This window comes from Mycobacterium sp. NGS62, from assembly GCF_059812285.1.
Genome location: NZ_JCALCK010000013.1, coordinates 49,468 through 67,556 on the forward strand (window position 1 = coordinate 49,468; position 18,089 = coordinate 67,556).

Below are 18,089 nucleotides of genomic sequence, written 5' to 3' on the forward strand. Positions count from 1 at the left end.
GACTGTGGATTTGACGAAAGAGGCACAAGAACACGATCCGTCCGAGGGCAGCCGCGTCGAGGCGGGCGTCGTCGAGCATCCCAGTGCTGACGATTTCGCCGACGCCCGGGTGATGCCCGCTGACCCAACGTGGTTCAAGCATGCAGTGTTCTATGAGGTGTTGGTACGGGCGTTTTACGACGCCAACGCCGACGGCTGCGGCGACCTGCGGGGCCTCATCGACCGGCTGGACTACCTGCAATGGCTCGGCGTCGACTGCATCTGGCTACCACCCTTTTACGACTCCCCGTTGCGCGACGGCGGATACGACATCCGAGACTTTTACAAGGTGCTTCCGGAGTTCGGCACGGTCGACGATGTGGTGACGCTGGTCGATGCCGCTCACCGGCGGGGTATCCGGATCATCACCGACCTGGTGATGAATCACACCTCCGACTCGCACCCCTGGTTTCAGGAGTCCCGGCGCGACCCCGACGGACCGTACGGTGACTACTACGTCTGGAACGACACCAGCGATAAATACCCCGACGCGCGGATCATCTTCGTCGACACCGAAGAGTCCAATTGGACTTTCGATCCGGTACGGCGCCAGTTCTATTGGCACCGATTCTTCTCCCACCAGCCGGATCTGAACTATGAGAATCCGGCCGTGCAAGAGGCGATGATCGACGTGCTGCGTTTCTGGCTGGACCTCGGTATCGACGGGTTCCGGATGGACGCCGTGCCGTACCTCTTCGAGCGGGAGGGCACCAACTGCGAGAACCTGCCCGAAACTCACGCCTTTCTCAAACGCGTCCGCAAGGTGGTCGACGACGAGTTTCCTGGCCGGGTGCTGCTGGCCGAGGCCAACCAGTGGCCCAGTGACGTTGTCGAATACTTCGGCGACGCCGGCACCGGTGGCGACGAGTGCCACATGGCGTTCCATTTTCCGCTGATGCCCCGCATCTTCATGGCGGTCCGGCGCGAGTCGCGGTTCCCGATTTCGGAGATCCTGGCGCAGACGCCGCAGATCCCGGACATGGCGCAGTGGGGCATCTTCCTGCGCAATCATGACGAGTTGACGCTGGAGATGGTCACCGACGAAGAGCGTGACTACATGTACTCCGAATACGCCAAGGATCCGCGGATGAAGGCGAACGTCGGCATCCGCCGCCGCTTGGCGCCGCTGCTCGACAAGGACCGCAATCAGATCGAATTGTTCACCGCGTTGCTGCTGTCGCTACCCGGCTCACCGGTGCTCTATTACGGCGATGAGATCGGCATGGGTGACGTCATCTGGCTGGGGGACCGCGACGCGGTGCGCACCCCGATGCAGTGGACACCGGACCGCAACGCCGGCTTCTCCGCCGCCAACCCCGGCCGGTTGTATCTGCCGCCCATTCAGGACCCCGTTTACGGATACCAAGCCGTCAATGTCGAGGCACAGCGGGACACCTCGACGTCTCTGCTCAACTGGACCCGCACCATGTTGGCGGTGCGCCGGCGGCACGAGGCTTTCGCCGTCGGGACTTTCAACGAGTTGGGCGGGTCCAACCCCTCGGTGCTGGCGTATGTGCGGGAAGCCGATGACGACGTCGTGCTGTGCGTCAACAACTTGTCGCGGTTTCCGCAGCCCATCGAGTTGAACCTGCAGCACTGGGCTTCCTACACGCCGGTCGAACTGACCGGGCAGGTGGGTTTCCCGCCCATCGGTCAGTTGCCCTACCTGCTGACCTTGCCGGGCCACGGGTTCTATTGGTTCCAGCTGTCTGAGTCAGAGGAGACGCCATGAATTTGCCGTTCGCCCAATGGCTTCCCCAACAACGCTGGTATGCCGGACGTCGACGCGAGATCGTCGCCGCTGACCCCAGCCGGATCGTCGGCCTGCGCGATGACCTGGACCTGGTACTCGTCGACGTCACCTACACCGACGGTTGGTCGGAGTGCTATCAGGTGATCGTCAACTGGGGCAGCGGACCGGTTGCCGAATACAGCGCGGTCGCCACCATCGGCACCGACAACGATCGCACCGCCTACGACGCGCTCTACGATCCGGACGCGGGCCGATTTCTGCTGTCGCTGATCGATTCCTCGGCGACCCGCGGCGAGGTGACCTTCGCCAAAGAGCCGGACGTCAAGCTGCCCCTGGAGGCGTGGCCACGGGTGGCAGACGCCGAGCAGAGCAACACCAGCGTGATTTTCGAGCAGGACGCCATCTTGAAGGTGTTCCGCCGGGTCAGCAGCGGCATCAACCCCGACATCGAGCTGAACCGCGTACTGGGCCGCGCCGACAATCCGCACGTAGCCCGATTGCTGGGTTCCTACGAAACGCAGTCGGACGGTGAGCCCTGCCCGCTGGGCATGTTGACGGCCTACGCGGCCAACTCCGCGGAAGGTTGGGCGATGGCCACCGCCAGCGTGCGTGACCTGTTTGCCGAAGGCGACCTGTACGCCCACGAAGTCGGCGGCGACTTCGCCGGCGAGTCCTACCGGCTCGGTGAGGCGGTCGCGTCGGTGCACGCCACGCTGGCTGAGCAGCTCGGCACCTCGCATGCCGCGTTCCCGCTGGAGACGGTGCTGGAGCGGCTGGCGACGACGGCTGCGACGGTGCCCGAACTCGAGCAGCACGCCGCCGCGATCGAACAGCAGTTCCGCGAGCTCGCCGGGGAGACCATCACTGTGCAACGCATACACGGCGACCTGCATCTGGGGCAGGTCCTGCGCACCCCGGAGTCGTGGCTGCTGATCGACTTCGAGGGGGAGCCGGGTCAGCCGCTGGAAGAGCGGCGGGCGCCGGACTCCCCGTTGCGCGACATCGCCGGTGTGCTGCGGTCATTCGAGTACGCTGCCTGCGGTCCGCTGGTCGACCAGGCCGACGACAAGCAGCTCGCCGCCCGCTCCCGCGAGTGGGTGGAGCGCAATCGCAGCGCATTCTGCGACGGGTACGCGGCCGCGTCTGGCGTCGACCCTCGCGCTTCGGCGGCGCTGCTGGCGGCCTACGAGCTGGACAAGGCGGTGTATGAGACGGGCTATGAATCCCGGCACCGGCCAGGCTGGCTACCCATCCCATTGCGGTCGATCGCCCGGCTGACCGCCGCCTGACGCGGCGATCGCAAACTCGGCGGAGCCGAGTGCAGCGGGTCGCCGTTAAACCTACGCGATCGCAAACTCGGCGGAGCCGAGTGCAGCGGGTCGCCGTTAAACCTACGCGATCGCAAACTCGGCGGAGCCGAGTGCAGCGGGTCGCCGTTAAACCTGATCCGCCCGCGCTGCGCGCAGTTCACTTATCTGGAAAAATGTCCACCGTGATCAATGTGCGCCAAATGTATGACAGCGAGGCCAAGTTGTCGTGGGTCTTGTCCGCCTTGGCCGGACTGTTGGGAGCGACGGCGTTTTCCCACTCCGCCGGATACTTCGTCACGTTCATGACGGGCAACGCCCAGCGCGCGGTCATGGGGTACTTCGCGGAAGAAGAATGGGCAGCGTCATCGCCATGGCTGGCAGTGTCGGCCACACTGCTGATGGTGTCCTTTGTCGTAGGCGTGGTGAGCGCGACGTTGTGCCGGCGCTACATCTGGCCGGCACAGCCGCACGGCGCGACCTTGCTGACCACGCTGGCGCTGGTGTTCGCTACCTTGCTCGACCTCATTCTGATGGGCGGCCCCGAGCTTCCGTTGCCGTTTCCTCCGATCCTGGTGGTGACCTTCGCTGTCGGCACATTGAACACCACCTTCGTCGACAAGAACGGCGAAACGTCGATCGGTTTGAGCTACATGACCGGGACGCTGGTGAAGCTGGGACAAGGAATCGAACGCCACATCACCGGGGGAAAACTCACAGACTGGCTGGGATATTTTCTGCTGTTTGCCAGCTTTGTCGCCGGCGCTGCGGTCGGCGGGTGCATCAGCCTGGTCGCCGGCGGCACCTACATGCTGGCGATCGCCAGCGTGGTGTGCGCACTGACCAGTGCATACACATTTTTCTATGCTGGCCGTCGCGCCCTGTGGACTTAAAATCGCGAAATCGCTGCCGCCAGGTGCATATTCGGTGCGGGTGAGCGCAATATCTTTTCTCAGGTGCGGCGCGGGATGACCAGTCGTCCGCCTGTGACGAGGGATGCGGATTGCTTGAGCCGTTGCGCCCGCACGCTGATGTCGTAGCCCCCGACATCGGCGATGGCCGAGAGGTTTTCGGTCAGGTAACGGTAGAGATCGTCGGCGTCGCGGCAGATCACCACGGCCATCAGGTTATTGCGGCCGCCGACGGCAGCGGCGAAAGCGACCTCGTCATGAGCTGCAATCTGTTCGCCCACGCGGTGGATGTGTTGTGGTGCAATCGTGAGCCACAACATTGCATTGAGGTGAAAACCGAGTCGCTCGCCCAACACGTCGACGTCATAGACCAAGGTGCCCGCGGTTTCCAGCGCCGCAACGCGCCGAGCTACCCGTGCCATCGACCATCCGGTCCGTTCGGCCAAGAGTGCCTGCGTGGCGCGGCCGTCTTCGGCGAGCGCGTCTAGGAGCGGACGGTCCTGGGCGGTAGGTGTGATCAGCCGCCCCGGCACTACCTGAGTGATCGGTTCGCCCAGGATCTGATGCGCCTGCTCGCTGCTCAGCTTGTGACCGTAGCCGGTCCACTGTGCTGTCGCCGGTTGGCCGAATGCGTGCAGAACGAGGTCGACGCTGACGTCGATCACGGAGGTGGTTCGTGGAAGTTGTTGCAGCAGCAGGCCTTCCCGATTCTCACCGACCGGCGCGCGGATGACGCAAACCAGCTCGGTCCAGCCCGAGAGGATATTGGCATGGGTGACCTCTGGGCGCCGCGCCAGCGCGTCGCCCAGCTGGGATATGCGGTCGGGTTTGGCGCGGATGCGGGCAATCCACTGTGCTTCGCCGTAGACCTGGGGGTTCACCAGTCCGACGACGCGCACCACGCCGGCGCGACGCAACCGCTGGTAACGGCGGGCGACGGTTTGCTCGGATGCCCCGACGACCCCGGCGATGCGGCGAAAAGACACCCGCGGCGACAACTCCAGCGCGTGGAGGATTTGCGCGTCTAGAGCGTCTGACATGCACAAAGTATGCGATATTTTCGCGTTCCGCGAGGATTTATCTCGGTTTCGAGCGCGCACATAGGCATTGCGGTGCCGTCGCTGCAAGTCTGGGTTGGGGTGGTCGAGCGACACTCAAGCCTGATAACGAAAGGACTGCTATGCAAATCGGAATCGGCTTGCCGAATCATGTCGCCCGCGTGCGCGGCTCGTTGATTTCCGAATGGGCACACCACGCCGAGCAACGCGGATTCGCCAGCGTGGCCAGCATCGACCGCGTGGTTTATCCCAGCCTCGACTCGATCGTCGCCCTGTCCGCTGCGGCCGGCGCTACCCGCGACATCGGCCTCGTCACCAACGTCCTACTGGCCCCGCTGTATCCCGCCACATCGTTGGCGAAGCAGCTGGCCAGTTTGGCCGACATTGCCGGGAACCGGCTCACACTGGGTCTAGGGGTGGGCGGTCGCACCGACGACTACACGGCCACCGGCGCGGACTTCCATCAACGCGGGCGAGTTTTGGACCGGACCGTTGAATTGATGCGTCGTGCCTGGCAAGCCGACGTGGTCATCGGTGACGTACCACTGTGCCCAGCGGCTGTGCGGATACCCGTATTGTTCGGCGGGGCGTCACCAGCGACCCTGCGGCGAGTGGCCACGGTGGGGGATGGCTGGGCCGCCGGCGCGGTCCGCGACTATGCGAATCAGTCGTCATTCGCCGACGAGGTGCGCGATGCCTGGCGAAAGGCGGGTCGCGCGGGTAAGCCGTGGCTGAATGCCAGTGTGAATTTTGCGTTCGGCGACGCGGCGACAGTGGAAGGCGCGTACGCCAATCTGCGCAGCTACTACGGCTTCGTGCCCGAGTATGCCGAGCGCAACGTTGCGGACATGCTGACCTCGGCGCAAGACGCCGTGAGCACCGTGCGCGCCTACCGCGACCTCGGCTTCGACGGGCTGCTGTTTCACCCGAGCGTCGCCTCGCTCGACCAGCTCGATCACCTCGCCGACGCGGTGCTGTGAACGCCAGAAATAGATCGGCAGCAGCGCCGGGGGTGCGCTGCTGCCGATCGTTAGGCGGTTGTGTCAGGCCGGGTTTGGTGCCCCGTTCAACACCGCCTGGATGTCGGGCTTCATGGCCACCAGTTGACTGTTCCAGTAGCCCCAGTCGTGTGTTCCGTTGGTCGGGAAGTTGAACACACCGTTTCTGCCGCCCGCGGCCGTGTAGTTGTCGCGGAAGGCTTCGTTGGTGCGCAGCGTGAAGCTCTCCAGGAACTTGGCCGGCATGCTGTCGCCGCCCATCTCGTTGGGTGTGCCGTTACCGCAGTAGACCCACACGCGAGTGTTGTTGGCAACCAACCGCGGAATCTGGACCATCGGGTCGTTGCGCTTCCAGGCCGGATCGCTCGACGGACCCCACATGCTGTTGGCGCTGTAGCCACCCGAGTCGCTCATCGCCAGCCCGATCAGCGTCGGCCACCAGCCCTCGGATGGGTTCAGGAAGCCCGACAGCGACGCCGCATACGGGAACTGTTGGGGGTAGTAGGCCGCCAGGATCAGCGCCGAACCGCCCGACATCGACAACCCGACTGCCGCGTTGCCAGTCGGCGAAACACCCTTGTTGGCCTGCAGCCATGCCGGCATTTCGCGGGTCAGGAACGTCTCCCATTTGTAGGTGTAGTTCTGACCGTTGCCCTGCGACGGCTGATACCAGTCGGTGTAGAAGCTCGACGTCCCGCCGACCGGCATGATCACCGAAAGACCTGACTGGTAGTACTCCTCGAACGCTGGAGTGTTGATGTCCCAGCCGTTGTAGTCGTCCTGGGCGCGCAAACCGTCGAGCAGGTAGACCGCGTGCGGCCCGCCGCCCTGGAATTGCACCTTGATATTGCGGCCCATCGACGGCGAGGGGACCTGCAGGTACTCGACCGGCAGGCCCGGTTTGGAGAACGCCCCCGCGGTCGCCGAGCCGCCGACGGCGCCGACCAGGCCGGGCAACAGAGCTGCCCCGATGGCCGCGATCGTCAGCCGACGCGGTAAACGTGTTGCCGCGTCACGCAACTTCTCAACGAACTTCATAGCTCCTACCTATCCCAACTTTTATCTGCCGCAACATGCGGTCGAATAGCTGTCCGTCGCAGTCAAACACAGCAATGCGGCGTGTCCGGTTTGTCGCCACGGGGTGTGATGTCGCGGTTAACTAACGATTGAGCCTCGGCGCGGACTCGAAGATAACGATTACATTGCGGCGCCGGTGCCAGCCGCAATTCGTGCTGGTGGCAAGGTCTTTCGGTGGACGACGCGCCGAGCTACGTGTGCACCGGGTGCAAGACCACATCCGTCAAGGCGCCGTTGCTTGCGGTAGCGGTCATGTATGTGCATGTCGGTTGACGGCGCCGATCCGTCGGCGAACCGGGATTCAACAGTCGCAGACCGGTTTTCGTCGTGGTGTCCCACGGGATATGACTGTGGCCGAATACCAGCACGTCGGTGTCTGGATACATCCGCGACATCCGCGCCTCCCGGCCGGCTGTGGGACCGGTCTCATGGACCACCGTGAACCGCAAGCCGCCGAGCACCACGTCGGCACGTTCGGGCAGCCGCGCGCGTAATGGCGGCCCGTCGTTGTTTCCCCAGCAGCCCACCAGGCGAGCCGCTGTCGACTCCAGCTTTTCCAGCAGGTCAACTGCTACCCAATCGCCGGCATGCAGGACGACGTCGGCGGCTCTCACCTCTTCCCATATCCGTGCCGGCAGGTCGCGGGCGCGCATTGGGACATGCGTATCGGCGAGCAGCAGTAGCTTAGTTGTCGTCGCTGCGGGCCTCCGCTCCGGTTTCGCCGACGTCGAGGGCGTCATCGGGGTCTGTCCGCCCGACGTACGTGCCGTCGTTCTTCTCGTCGCCGGCCCGTGAGCGACCCTCGTGCTCTTCGGGCTCCACGTCCGATTCGTTCTTATGGCCCTTCGATTCGGCCATGTCGTCGTCCTTCCACTGCCCTTGCACTAGTCAACAGCGTGACTACCCGCGTCGGAATCCAACCGAAACACCCAGAGCATGGGATGCCAGTATTGAATGGCACCCCAAGCAGAGGAGACCACCGCATGCGCACCTTCGAGTCAGTCGCCGACCTCGCCGCCGCAACGGGGCAAAGCATCGGGCAAAGCGAGTGGGTGACCATCACTCAAGAGGACGTCAACCTGTTCGCCGATGCGACCGGGGACCATCAGTGGATTCACGTCGACCCGGAACGAGCGGCCAGTGGGCCGTTCGGCAAAACCATCGCCCACGGGTTCATGACGCTGGCTCTGCTGCCTCGGCTCCAACACCAGATTTACACGGTCAACGGCATCAAGCTCGCCGTCAACTACGGCCTGAACAAGGTTCGGTTCCCGGCACCGGTGCCGGTCGGGTCCAAAGTTCGTGCCCAGAGCACGTTGGTCGGTGTCGAGGACCTTGGCAAGGGTGCGGTACAGGCGACGATGTCGACCACCGTCGAGATCGAGGGGTCCGAAAAGCCGGCGTGCGTGGCCGAGAGCATCGTTCGGTACATCTCGTAGGCTCAGGCCATGGACGCTGAACTGGCATCCTGGCTAGCCGCCGGGCAGCATTTCGACTACCTCGGCTTTGACATCTTCTACCGCATGGCAGGCAGTGGGCCTCCACTGCTGCTGATCCACGGTTACCCGTTCAACTCCTTTGACTGGGCACCGATCTGGTCGACACTGACGCAACGTTTCACGGTCGTCGCACCGGACATGATCGGCATGGGCTTCTCGGCAAAGCCCATCGCTTACGAATACTCGGTGCACGACCACGCCGACATGCACGAGGCGCTGTTGGACCGCCTGGGAATCGGCAACGCGCACATCATGGCGCACGACATCGGCGACTCGGTGGGCCAGGAACTGTTGGCTCGTCACGAGTTTGGACAGCCCGCCTATGGCGAGTTGAGCATCGACTCGATCACCTGGCTCAACGGTGGCATGTTCGTCGAAACCTACACGCCGCGGGCGGCGCAGAAACTGATGTCCCGAACTCCGTTGGGCGACATCTTCAGTCATGTGCAGAATAGTCCGCTGTCTCGTCGGCTGCTGGAACCGACGCTGCGCGAGATGTTTGGTCCGCACACCAAACCGACACGGCACATGATGGACGTGTTCAATCAGATCTTGGATTACAACGACGGCCGCCGCGTGCTGCATAGGGTCGGCCGCTTCATCAATGACCGCTACACGCATCGGAATAGGTGGGTACGTGCGATGCGCCAGACCGCGGTCCCGATGCGTTTGATCGACGGGCCGGTCGACCCCAACTCCGGCGCGCACATGGCGCGCCGCTACGCGGAGGTGATACCCCACCCCGACGTGGTGATGCTCGCCGACGACATCGGGCACTGGCCGCAACTCGAAGCCCCCGATGCGGTGCTGACCCACTTTCTGGCCCACATCGACCGCGTCACCACCAGCAGTTAGAACTCGGCGACCGCGTGCTCGAGACGTTGCGCCAGTCGGGCCTCAGCTTCGGCTCGCCTGGTGGGCAGATGCTGCGACGGGAAAGGCGTTGAGACCGGCTGATATTCGCGCAGCGTACGGCGGGCGACCGTCATCTTGTGCAGTTCGGTGGCGCCGTCGGCGATACCCAGTGACTCCGCGGCCACCATCATTTTGACGAACGGCATCTCGTTGGAGACGCCCAGCGCGCCGTGCAGGTGCATCGCGCGCTGCACAACATCGTGCAGAACCTGGGGCATGGCTACCTTCACCGCCGCGATGTCGCGGCGCACCTTCTGGTAGTCGTGGTGTTTGTCGATCAACCATGCGGTGCGCAATACCAGCAGCCGGAATTGCTCGATCTGAATCCAGCTGTCGGCGATCTTTTCCTGGGTCATCTGCAAGTCGCCCAGCCGGCCCAGCCGGGTCTGGCGCGATACCGCCCGCTCGCACATCATGTCGAAAGCACGCCGAGCCAGTGCGATCGTGCGCATCGCATGATGAACCCGGCCGCCGCCGAGTCGGGTCTGCGCAATCGCAAACGCCTGCCCTTCGCCGCCGAGCACATGGTCGGCGGGCACCCGGACGTCGGTGTAGCGGACATAACCATGGCTGCCGTGTGAATCGGTGCCGACACCCACGTTGCGGACGATCTCCAGTCCGGGCGTCTCGGCCGGGACAATGAACAGCGACATCTTGTCGCGGGTGCGGGCGTCGGGATTGGTGACCGCCATGACGATGAAAAACGTGGCGTGTTTGGCGTTGCTGGAGAACCATTTCTCGCCGTTGATCACCCAGGAGTCGCCATCACGCTCGGCGCGGGTGACGAACATCCCCGGGTCGGACCCGCCGTGCGGTTCGGTCATCGAGTAGCAGGAGCTGATTTCGCCGTCGAGCAGCGGCTGCAGATAGCGTGCCTTCTGCTGCTCGGTGCCGAAGAGCGCGATGATCTCGGCATTGCCGGAGTCGGGCGCCTGACAGCCGAACACCGACGGCGCCCAGCGGGAACGGCCGAGGATTTCGTTGAGTAACGCGAGCTTGACCTGCCCGTAGCCCTGGCCGCCGAGTTCGGGAGTCAGATGGGCGGCCCACAGTCCCTGGTCCTTCACCTGCTGTTGCAGCGGCCGCAGGATCGCCATCGTCTCGGGGTTCTTCTTGTCGTACGGATCGAGTGCGACCAAATCGAGCGGCTCGAGTTCGTCGACCATGAATTCTTCGACCCAGTCCAGCTTTTGCTGATATTCCGGGTCGGTTTCAAAGTCCCACATCGTCAGCCTTTCGGAGGGTCAGGTGTGGCGGGTGTAGCGGTCCCGCAACTTGGCCAGGGTCGCTTCGATGCCGGCGGCATTACGTTTGGCCAAGCCGGCTCGCTCATAGAAGTGCAGCCGGTCCTTCACCGGTCCGGTGTCGCGGTAGTCGAACGTCTCCGTCACTTGGGTGATCGTCGGCGAGATCGCGGCGAACTCCCATCGCCAGTGATGCCCGGCCGGATGCGACCACTCGACAAGGCGGTCCCGTTCGACGGCGGTCACAGTGCTGGTGAGCCGGTAGCGCAGTCCCCAGAACCGCACCTTGGTGGAGAATCGCGCGCCTGGCGCCAGCTGACGAGGACCGTCAACACCGGCACCGACGGTTCCTGAGCCGTCCAACTCCTGATGCCGCCGCGGATCTGCAACCAGCGCGAACAATTCCGCCGCGGGGGCGTGAACCTCGACGGTGCGGCTGACCTGAGCGGGTCCGGTATCGACGGGAGTGATGGTCATGATTGCTGCCGTCCTGACGGTACATCCATCTGGTGGCCCGCCGCTAACCTGGTCCGGTGACGATGCAGGCACGCCCGGCACACAAACCCGATATCCCTGCGCTGGGACAGACTCTGGGCCGCGCGTTCTACGACGATCCGGTCGCGACGTGGATCATGCCCGATGACAGATTGCGGGCGGGACGGCTGCACGGGTTTTTCGCCGCGATGACCCGGCACCATCACCTCACCGGCGGGGGCGTCGAGGTCGCGTGTGACGGGCCTGCTATCGGCGCGGCGGCGCTATGGGATCCGCCCAATCGGTGGCAGCACTCGCTTCGTGAGCAACTGGCGATGTTGCCGTCGCTGGTGCGCGGCTTCGGCTTGCGGCTGACGGTTGGCCGCAGGCTCGCCGAACTGCTGGACTTGATGAAGCGCCACCACCCGCAAGAGCCGCACTGGTACCTGGCCACCATCGGAAGCGACCCCACGGTCCGCGGTCGCGGGTTCGGCCAGGCCCTGATGCGTTCGCGGCTGGATCGCTGCGACGCCGAGCACTGTCCGGCGTATCTGGAATCAAGCAAACCGGACAACGTGCCGTACTACGAGCGTTTCGGCTTCACCGTCACCGGTGAGATGGTGCTACCCAACGGCGGACCCACGCTGTGGCCGATGTGGCGGGCACCACAGTAGTGGGACTATCCGCCGAATCGGCATAGCCCGTTTAGAGCGCGGAGCCCACGGGCAACCGTTGGCCATGCCTACCGACCAAGCCGGCGACCTCGTCGACCCATCGGATTTCCCGGAAGAAGGCGGTCCCGGCGACACGCTGAACCCGAGCGAATCGACCGACTCCGACGAGGTCCGCAACGACGACGGTGACATCGTCGTCGACCCGCCGGAGCAGTGGAGCGAGGCCGACAAGTTCGGAATGACCGAGCGCGAGGAGGAAGAGGGCGAATCCCTCGACGCCAAACTCGCTGCCGAAGAACCGGATGTGCCCGGCGGTGCAGCTCTCGATGACCGGGGCCCGCACCGCGCACACCGGGGCCAGATCGATGACACACCGGAGGACGGCGACTCGCTTTACGACGTCGTCGACGAGTGAGCGGCTCAAAGGCTGCTCGTTGCCACGCCATCTGCCGGCCGCGTCGTGTCCTGCAGCGTCACCCGAAATTGCATCGCCCGATAAGGCCAACCGTGGGCGGTGTTCCACTGCGACACCACCAGCCCGACACCGCGTGCCACATCCAATTGAGAACCGGGCAAGACGTACCCGCCGTACAACTGCGCGACGCGGTTGCCCGCATGATCTTCGGAGTCCCAGGCGCACCCGATGACCGGCAGCTGCAGCGGTGAATTCCCTACTGCGGTAGGAGAGTCGATCACCCGGTAGCCCAACGCGTACTTCGAGGACAGGAAACCACCAAGGAGCCATTTGCCGGATGTCAGCCGTCGCAACGACAGCTCACCCCAGGTTTCGCCGTCCGGAGTGATCGGAGTCGGTGCATTGCCCCACGACCAGCGACCGTCGCGGCGGCCCCACGAAGAGTACTTGGACCGTGTGCCGAGGTGGGCCGGGCGAACCCGTCGCAAGATGATGCCTTTGTCGCGCTGAAACCCGGTGGAGACGACATACACCCAGCCGTCGTCGGGATCGTAGTCCCAGGACCAGCATTGTGCGTGACCGTCATGGAGGTCGGCCGGGAATCTCGTGCGGTCGCCCAAGTGCCGCCAGGAAATGCCGTCGTCGTCCGATTTCCAGATCTCCGTCCAGACGACGTTGCCGAAACCGCGGTTGACGATCGCGTGCAGATACAGGGCATCGCCTACCCGCAGCAGATCCGACGGGATCACCGTGCTGATGCCCCGGCGCGGCGCGGCACCGTCGCGGTGCGTGTAGTGCCACAACTGGCGGGCATAATCCGGGTCGGTGCCCCCGGCGCGGTGGTATCGGATTCGGTGAGCAGCGTCTCCGGTACCGATCAGGATCACCGGTGACCGCCAATCACCGAGGCCAACCTTGTTGCCGGAGAAGGTATCTCCGAACACCGACACCAATGCGCCGTTGGGTGCCAGTACTGACGCCCCCAAGTCGGCGCACGTCACGCCCCACCGGTCGGTGATTGCGGGGCCGGTGATGTCGGCCAGCTTGCCGTCCGCCCGCCGTCGCGAGCTCACCTCGACCACGGGGTGACTGGCCTTTCTCGGCGCTGGCCGTCGACGATGACGTCCACCTGTTCGTCGAAGAAGGCGACACGGTCTCGCACGGGCTCGGCCTCGCCCAGCGGTTCGTGGTAGGTCCAGGCCACGTCCGGTGGGCCGTCGGGCACCGAGAAGTACGACGCCCGGCCCTTGTAGGCGCAATAGGTGACGGTCTCACTGGGCCGGAGGTCGGCGACGACGTCGGCGCGCGGCAGGTAATACCGGACCGGCAGCAGCGTCTCGAACAACAGCAGTGGTCGCGACGAAGCGGCCAGCACTTTGCCCTCGGACTCGATCCGGATATGCCGGGTACTGGCCAGGATGTCGATGCGTTTGAACGGGTCGTGCGGGTGAGCGACGATGGGCTCGTCCTCTTCACGCCACTGGAAGGCATTGAAATCGAGGATGAGATAGCCGGCTAAATCAGCGTCGTCCGGTTGCGACGCGGCCGCTTTGGCGCGGGCGCCGTCGACGACGACGTCGAATGCGGTGCCCGCCGGTTCCAACTGCGCCACCACATCTGATTGGGGCAGCGCGTACGTCGGGACCACTCGGCCCGGCTCCCACACCAGCCATCCGTTGCGTGTGTCGGCGACCAGTTGATCAGCGAGGTACACCGCAAGTCGCTTTTCGGTGGGCTCGTAGCGCAGGGATTCGAGGGTGCTGCCCAGCAGATCGCGCATTTTGATTGCCATGGACCCATCATCACCCGGCGACGCACCGCTCAGGGGCGGCTGCGCCAGCCCGCGATACCCACTGCAATCATTCGCAACTGCTTGACTGCGGTCCGGCGGATCTCGTCGATGGCATCGGCGCCCTGGGCGTCCTCGATCGCCTCGGCGATCACGATCATCGAGTTGACGAACAGGGTGGCCAGCACATTGAGGTCTTCGGTGCTCCACGTGTTCGGCCCATTGAAGCGGGCGAGATCGGTGGCCAGTTCGGAGGTGAGCAGCCGAAGTTCGGTGCGAATCGCATAACGCAGCACGGTGACGCCGCTGGAGCGCTCCCGATAGATGAAACGCCAGTGCTCGCGCTTTTCGGTGATGCTGGCGATCACGATCTCCACCGACGACTCGATCACCCGGTTGGGATCGAGTTTGCCGGCCCGGGCGCCACGCAGCATGTCGCGCAAGGTTCGAAACGACTCATCGATCAGCACCAGGCCCAGCGCTTCCATCGACTCGAAGTGACGGTAGAACGCAGCCGGCACAATCCCGGCCTCCCGGGTCACCTCGCGCAGGCTCAGGCTGCCGAAGCCGCGGTCGCTGAGCAGTTTGAGCGCCGCGGCGATGATGGCGCGCCGAGTGGCCTCCTTGCGTTCTTCGCGGGAGGGACTTTCCCGGCTCCGGCCGCGGCCCGACCGGTGCGGCCGCGAACTGGGCGTACGGTCGTTCACCGTGTGAACCCTACCACAATGCAGCTGAAATACTTGACGACCTGCAGCAACCGGCCGCACGGTGTACATATGTTCACTCAAACTTCGGCCCGAGCTATTACCAAGCGGGTTTTAACTTCCGACCTGGCTGACTTGCTCACCGGTCCGCACGGCGTCGACCGGTACACCGAACTGCTGACGCCGACCTGGACGCGGGGCGAGGCCCGCGCCAAGGTCATCGACGTACGGCGGACCACTCCGCGCAGCGTCACCCTCGTCCTGGCGCCCAACGCGGCGTTTCGCCAAACTGCCCGGGCACGAAACGCCGGCCAGTACGTCAACGTCACCGTCGAGGTCGACGGCCGTCGGCACACCCGCTGCTATTCCCCGGCCAATGCCGAGAACACATCGCACCTCGAGCTGACGATCGGTCATCACGACGGCGGGGTGGTTTCCTCCTACCTGTACAAGCACGCCCGCCCCGGCATGGTGGTGGGCTTGGGAAGCGTCGGCGGTGACTTCATCCTGCCGACGCCGCGGCCTCGGCGCATCCTGTTCATCTCCGGCGGCAGCGGCATCACGCCCGTGATGGCGATGCTGCGCACCCTGATCGCCGAGGGACACGACGGGGAGATCGCGTTCCTCCATTACGCACGCACCCCTGAGGAGGCCTGCTACCGCGATGAGCTCGCCGCGACTCCGCGGGCGCGGGTGCTGCACGGCTACACCCGATCGGGTGTCGGCGACCTGGACGGCCGGTTCGGACCTGAACACCTGGCGACCGCGATGGCCGAACCCGACGCGGTGTTCGTCTGCGGGCCACCGGCTTTGGTTGCCGCAGTGCGAGAGCACAGCGCAAACGTGTACTCGGAAAGCTTCGTGGCACCAACAGTTGACGCGCCTACCCGGCCCTCCGGTGGCCGAGTGGCGTTTGCGGACAGCGGGATTGAGGTCGTCGACGATGGCCGGCCGTTGCTGGAGCAGGCCGAGTCGGCCGGCCTCACGCCACAAAGCGGATGCCGGATGGGCATCTGTCACACCTGCACACGCCGGAAAAGCTGCGGCGTCGTGCGCAACCTGACCACTGGAGCGGTGTCGACCGGTGCCGACGAGGACGTGCAGATCTGCGTATCGGTTCCCGTCGGCGACGTCGAGATCGATCTGTAGACCGATAAGGAGCAGTCATGTCACAGCCCAGGATCACCCTGACTCCCGAGCAGGCCGAGGAATTCGGCCGCGAGCTCGACGCGATCAAAGAGAGCGTGATGGCCGATCTCGGCCAGCGCGACGCCGACTACATCCGCCGCGTCATCAAGGCGCAGCGCGCGCTCGAGGTCGGTGGACGCGCGCTGCTGTTCGCCGGCATCCTGCCGCCGGCCTGGTTGGCCGGTACCGCGATGTTGGCGGTGTCGAAGATCCTCGACAACATGGAAATCGGCCACAACGTCATGCATGGCCAGTACGACTGGATGCGCGATCCGGCGATCTCCGGGCGTACTTTCGAATGGGACACCGCCTGCCCGGCTGACCAATGGCGGCACTCGCACAACTACATGCACCACACCTACACGAACATCGTGGACATGGATCGCGATATCGGCTACGGCATCTTGCGGATGAGTGAGGACCAGCCGTGGCAGCCCTACTTCCTGGGCAATCCCGTCTACGCGTTTCTGCTGATGGTGCTGTTCCAGTACGGCGTTGCGCTGCACGAGCTGGAGACCGAGCGGATTCGGGCCGGCGAGATCAGCCTGGCCGACAAACGCGAAATCCTGCAGGGCATTTGGCGCAAGACCCGCCGCCAGGTGCTGAAGGACTACGTCGCCTTTCCGCTATTGGCGGGGCCGTTCGCTCCGTTCGTGTTCGCAGGTAACCTCTCGGCCAACCTGATCCGCAACGTCTGGTCCTACATGATCATCTTCTGCGGGCACTTCCCGGACGGCACGCAGGAATTCTCCATCGAAGAGACGCAGAACGAGTCCCGCGGCATGTGGTACTTCCGGCAGATTCTTGGCTCGGCAAACCTGACCGGCGGCAAGCTCTTCCACCTGTTATCCGGCAACTTGTCGCATCAGATCGAGCACCATCTCTTCCCCGACATGCCAGCTCGGCGCTACGCGGAGATTGCGCCGCAGGTGCGTGAGATCTGCCGGCGCTACGGCATCCCCTACAACGCGGGTTCGCTGCCACGGCAGTTCGCCACGGTAGTGCGCAAGATCGTCAAGTTGGCTGTGCCGCCGAAGAAGCACGACGCCATGGCCACCCCAGCGCCCGTCGCCGCCTAACGTGAAATTGCGTCCAGGGTTGTGGTTTTCGACAAATCACAGCCCTACGCGCAATCTCGATGCCTGATACGCTGCCAACCCATGGTCGCTATGCCCGCACTCGACGGCGTTGAGCACAGGTTTGTCGACCTGGCCGACGGCGTCACCATCCACGTCGCCGACGCCGGCCCGGCCGACGGGCCGGCGGTGATGCTGGTTCACGGCTTTCCACAGAACTGGTGGGAGTGGCACGCGATGATCGGGCCATTGGCCGCCGACGGCTATCGGGTGCTGTGCCCGGATCTGCGTGGTGCGGGCTGGAGTTCGGCTCCGCGTTCGCGCTATTACAAAAGCGAGATGGCCGATGACTTGGCGGCTGTGCTGGACCAGCTGGGGGTGGGGCCGGTGAAACTGGTCGCTCACGACTGGGGTGGTCCGGTCGCGTTCATCATGATGCTGCGCCATCCGGCAAAGGTGACCGGGTTCTTCGGGCTCAACACCTCGGCGCCCTGGGTGACGCGCGACCTCACGACAATCACCGACGTGTGGCGGTTCTGGTACCAGATCCCGATCGCGCTGCCAGTCATCGGGCCCCGAGTGCTCGGCAGCCCGAAGGGCCGCTACCTGCGGACAATGCTCGGGTGGGGCGGCTCGGCAGTACCCAAAGACGATGTCGGCATGTACGTCGAATGCATGCAGGAACCGGGGCACGCGGTTGCGGGGTCGCGCTGGTATCGCACATTCCAGACCAGCGAAATGCTGCAATGGCTGCGGGGCGAATACGACAACACCCGGGTCGACGTCCCGGTCCGCTGGCTGCACGGCACCGACGACCCGGTGCTCACGCCAGACTTGCTTCGCGGCTATGCCGACCGCGCAAGCGATTTCGAGGTCGAGCTGGTCGACGGCGTTGGCCACTGGATCGTCGAGCAGTGCCCCGATCTGGTGCTGGACCGGCTGCGCAAATTCCTTAAAACGTGAGCGGG

20 protein-coding genes are annotated in these 18,089 nt (G+C 64.5%); 11 read left to right on the plus strand and 9 right to left on the minus strand.

What is annotated here, in order from left to right; genetic code table 11:
- Nucleotides 1-4 precede the first annotated feature (4 nt).
- From treS to AC5Y49_RS21555, 3 genes are all read left to right on the plus strand, one after another.
- Nucleotides 5-1,771: a maltose alpha-D-glucosyltransferase gene (gene treS, locus AC5Y49_RS21545; RefSeq protein WP_499891007.1), complete on the plus strand. Its 1,767-nt coding sequence runs from the start codon at nucleotides 5-7 to the stop codon at nucleotides 1,769-1,771.
- The gene (locus tag AC5Y49_RS21550) at nucleotides 1,768-3,081 is read left to right on the plus strand and encodes a maltokinase N-terminal cap-like domain-containing protein (protein WP_499891010.1); all 1,314 of its coding nucleotides are present in this window, start codon (nucleotides 1,768-1,770) and stop codon (nucleotides 3,079-3,081) included. Before treS ends, AC5Y49_RS21550 begins: the two co-directional genes overlap by 4 nt.
- A 194-nt stretch (nucleotides 3,082-3,275) precedes the next feature.
- Nucleotides 3,276-3,992, plus strand: coding sequence for a YoaK family protein (locus tag AC5Y49_RS21555; protein WP_499891012.1), 717 nt, complete (start codon nucleotides 3,276-3,278; stop codon nucleotides 3,990-3,992).
- A 59-nt stretch (nucleotides 3,993-4,051) separates the two neighbouring features.
- On the opposite strand, the gene AC5Y49_RS21560 is transcribed toward AC5Y49_RS21555, so the two are convergent.
- Nucleotides 4,052-5,050 carry an Lrp/AsnC family transcriptional regulator gene (locus AC5Y49_RS21560; protein WP_499891016.1) on the minus strand — a complete coding sequence of 333 codons (999 nt, stop codon included), beginning with the start codon at nucleotides 5,048-5,050 and terminating at the stop codon, nucleotides 4,052-4,054.
- A 140-nt stretch (nucleotides 5,051-5,190) separates the two neighbouring features.
- Here AC5Y49_RS21560 and AC5Y49_RS21565 point away from each other — a divergent pair, with 140 nt between their 5' ends.
- Nucleotides 5,191-6,048 (plus strand): LLM class flavin-dependent oxidoreductase, encoded by an 858-nt coding sequence (locus AC5Y49_RS21565; protein ID WP_499891018.1) that lies wholly within the window; start codon nucleotides 5,191-5,193, stop codon nucleotides 6,046-6,048.
- A gap of 63 nt (nucleotides 6,049-6,111) precedes the next feature.
- On the opposite strand, the gene ag85C is transcribed toward AC5Y49_RS21565, so the two are convergent.
- The 3 genes from ag85C to AC5Y49_RS21580 form a co-directional block, all read right to left on the minus strand.
- Nucleotides 6,112-7,104, minus strand: a complete 993-nt coding sequence (ag85C, locus tag AC5Y49_RS21570; RefSeq protein WP_499891023.1) for a diacylglycerol acyltransferase/mycolyltransferase Ag85C — start codon at nucleotides 7,102-7,104, stop codon at nucleotides 6,112-6,114.
- A 230-nt stretch (nucleotides 7,105-7,334) separates the two neighbouring features.
- On the minus strand, nucleotides 7,335-7,883 hold the full coding sequence (locus tag AC5Y49_RS21575) for a metallophosphoesterase family protein (protein WP_499891026.1): 549 nt from the start codon (nucleotides 7,881-7,883) through the stop codon (nucleotides 7,335-7,337).
- Entirely contained in the window at nucleotides 7,828-8,001 is a 174-nt protein-coding gene (locus tag AC5Y49_RS21580; RefSeq protein ID WP_499891028.1) for a hypothetical protein, read from the minus strand. Before AC5Y49_RS21580 ends, AC5Y49_RS21575 begins: the two co-directional genes overlap by 56 nt.
- 125 nt (nucleotides 8,002-8,126) lie before the next feature.
- Between AC5Y49_RS21580 and AC5Y49_RS21585 the strand changes: the two genes are divergently transcribed.
- Complete coding sequence (locus AC5Y49_RS21585; protein WP_499891031.1) at nucleotides 8,127-8,582, plus strand: MaoC family dehydratase; 456 nt, start codon at nucleotides 8,127-8,129, stop codon at nucleotides 8,580-8,582.
- Nucleotides 8,583-8,591: 9 nt separating this feature from the next.
- Entirely contained in the window at nucleotides 8,592-9,497 is a 906-nt protein-coding gene (locus tag AC5Y49_RS21590) for an alpha/beta fold hydrolase (protein WP_499891036.1), read from the plus strand.
- On the opposite strand, the gene AC5Y49_RS21595 is transcribed toward AC5Y49_RS21590, so the two are convergent.
- Together AC5Y49_RS21595 and AC5Y49_RS21600 are read right to left on the minus strand one after the other, a co-directional pair.
- Nucleotides 9,494-10,783, minus strand: coding sequence for an acyl-CoA dehydrogenase family protein (locus tag AC5Y49_RS21595; protein WP_499891038.1), 1,290 nt, complete (start codon nucleotides 10,781-10,783; stop codon nucleotides 9,494-9,496). The genes AC5Y49_RS21590 and AC5Y49_RS21595 overlap by 4 nt on opposite strands.
- Before the next feature lie 18 nt (nucleotides 10,784-10,801).
- Nucleotides 10,802-11,278: an SRPBCC family protein gene (locus AC5Y49_RS21600; RefSeq protein WP_499891042.1), complete on the minus strand. Its 477-nt coding sequence runs from the start codon at nucleotides 11,276-11,278 to the stop codon at nucleotides 10,802-10,804.
- 56 nt (nucleotides 11,279-11,334) lie between these two features.
- Here AC5Y49_RS21600 and AC5Y49_RS21605 point away from each other — a divergent pair, with 56 nt between their 5' ends.
- The gene (locus AC5Y49_RS21605) at nucleotides 11,335-11,949 is read left to right on the plus strand and encodes a GNAT family N-acetyltransferase (protein ID WP_499891045.1); all 615 of its coding nucleotides are present in this window, start codon (nucleotides 11,335-11,337) and stop codon (nucleotides 11,947-11,949) included.
- A 64-nt stretch (nucleotides 11,950-12,013) separates the two neighbouring features.
- Nucleotides 12,014-12,364 carry a hypothetical protein gene (locus AC5Y49_RS21610; protein WP_499891047.1) on the plus strand — a complete coding sequence of 117 codons (351 nt, stop codon included), beginning with the start codon at nucleotides 12,014-12,016 and terminating at the stop codon, nucleotides 12,362-12,364.
- A gap of 5 nt (nucleotides 12,365-12,369) precedes the next feature.
- Here AC5Y49_RS21610 and AC5Y49_RS21615 read toward each other — a convergent pair whose 3' ends face one another.
- Genes AC5Y49_RS21615 through AC5Y49_RS21625 form a run of 3 tightly spaced genes read right to left on the minus strand, consistent with a single transcriptional unit; the run spans nucleotide 12,370 to nucleotide 14,860 of the window.
- Nucleotides 12,370-13,437 (minus strand): glycoside hydrolase family 183 protein, encoded by a 1,068-nt coding sequence (locus AC5Y49_RS21615; protein ID WP_499891051.1) that lies wholly within the window; start codon nucleotides 13,435-13,437, stop codon nucleotides 12,370-12,372.
- Nucleotides 13,434-14,156 (minus strand): DUF427 domain-containing protein, encoded by a 723-nt coding sequence (locus AC5Y49_RS21620; protein WP_499891055.1) that lies wholly within the window; start codon nucleotides 14,154-14,156, stop codon nucleotides 13,434-13,436. Before AC5Y49_RS21620 ends, AC5Y49_RS21615 begins: the two co-directional genes overlap by 4 nt.
- Before the next feature lie 29 nt (nucleotides 14,157-14,185).
- Nucleotides 14,186-14,860: a TetR family transcriptional regulator gene (locus AC5Y49_RS21625; RefSeq protein ID WP_499891059.1), complete on the minus strand. Its 675-nt coding sequence runs from the start codon at nucleotides 14,858-14,860 to the stop codon at nucleotides 14,186-14,188.
- 69 nt (nucleotides 14,861-14,929) lie between these two features.
- Between AC5Y49_RS21625 and AC5Y49_RS21630 the strand changes: the two genes are divergently transcribed.
- From AC5Y49_RS21630 to AC5Y49_RS21640, 3 genes are all read left to right on the plus strand, one after another.
- Nucleotides 14,930-16,006 carry a ferredoxin reductase gene (locus AC5Y49_RS21630; protein ID WP_499891062.1) on the plus strand — a complete coding sequence of 359 codons (1,077 nt, stop codon included), beginning with the start codon at nucleotides 14,930-14,932 and terminating at the stop codon, nucleotides 16,004-16,006.
- 17 nt (nucleotides 16,007-16,023) lie between these two features.
- Complete coding sequence (locus AC5Y49_RS21635; protein ID WP_499891068.1) at nucleotides 16,024-17,124, plus strand: fatty acid desaturase family protein; 1,101 nt, start codon at nucleotides 16,024-16,026, stop codon at nucleotides 17,122-17,124.
- Between the two features lie 81 nt (nucleotides 17,125-17,205).
- Nucleotides 17,206-18,084 (plus strand): alpha/beta fold hydrolase, encoded by an 879-nt coding sequence (locus tag AC5Y49_RS21640; RefSeq protein ID WP_499891071.1) that lies wholly within the window; start codon nucleotides 17,206-17,208, stop codon nucleotides 18,082-18,084.
- The last annotated feature ends 5 nt before the right edge of the window (nucleotides 18,085-18,089 follow it).